The sequence below is a fragment of the Photorhabdus sp. RM96S genome, assembly GCF_042879335.1.
Taxonomy (GTDB): domain Bacteria; phylum Pseudomonadota; class Gammaproteobacteria; order Enterobacterales; family Enterobacteriaceae; genus Photorhabdus; species Photorhabdus kayaii.
Genome location: NZ_JBHFKT010000143.1, coordinates 1 through 743, shown reverse-complemented (window position 1 = coordinate 743; position 743 = coordinate 1). Strand labels below are relative to the sequence as shown.

General features: G+C 48.9%; 1 pseudogene. It reads left to right on the top strand.

Features of this window, described 5'->3' with window-relative positions:
• Positions 1 to 32: 32 nt before the first annotated feature.
• Positions 33 to 743 (top strand): annotated as a pseudogene (locus ACGF49_RS24655) (IS5 family transposase); the annotation flags it as partial.

Below are 743 nucleotides of genomic sequence, written 5' to 3'. Positions count from 1 at the left end.
TATAACGGATAATTTCTGAAGGTATAGAGAATATGGCAAACAATAAATGGCGGCTCAGTGATGAACTTTGGGGAAAAATGGCGCCACTTATCCCCGAATATAAAACTCAGCATCCGCTAGGCACACATCGCAAACGTGTTGATAACCGCGCCGCTATGGATGCTATCTTCTTTGTGCTCAGAACGGGCTGCCAATGGAACGCCCTGAATGCAACAGGAATAATGTTCGTCAAGTTCTGCTCACCGTCGTTTTCAGGAATGGCGTGACGCAGGCATTTTTGAACGCTTCTGGCAGAACGGTTTACTGGCCTGCGAGCATCGACTGGTCGTGGTTATCACTGGATGGCTGCATGACCAAATCCCCTTTAGCAGGGACAAAAAAACAGGTCGTAACCCCACGGACCGAGGGAAACAAGGCGTAAAACGCAGCCTCATGACAGATGCTAAAGGGCTTACTCTTTCACTCGTTGTTGCCGCGGCAAACACTCACGATATCAAACTCGTTGTGGATACGCTTGATGCACTTCAGACAGGCAAGCCCGGTAAAAAGGTCAGTCTGTGTCTGGATAAGGGATATGATGCTGAATGGCTGGCTATCTACAAAGTCGGCACTACGAGCCGCACATCCAGTCTTGCAAGGAAGAATCAGATACCTGCCAAAATACGGACTTTAAAGCTCAAAGATGGGTTGTCGGGAGGACTCATAGCTGGATGAATCGCTTTCGCCGGATACTGATCCGATGG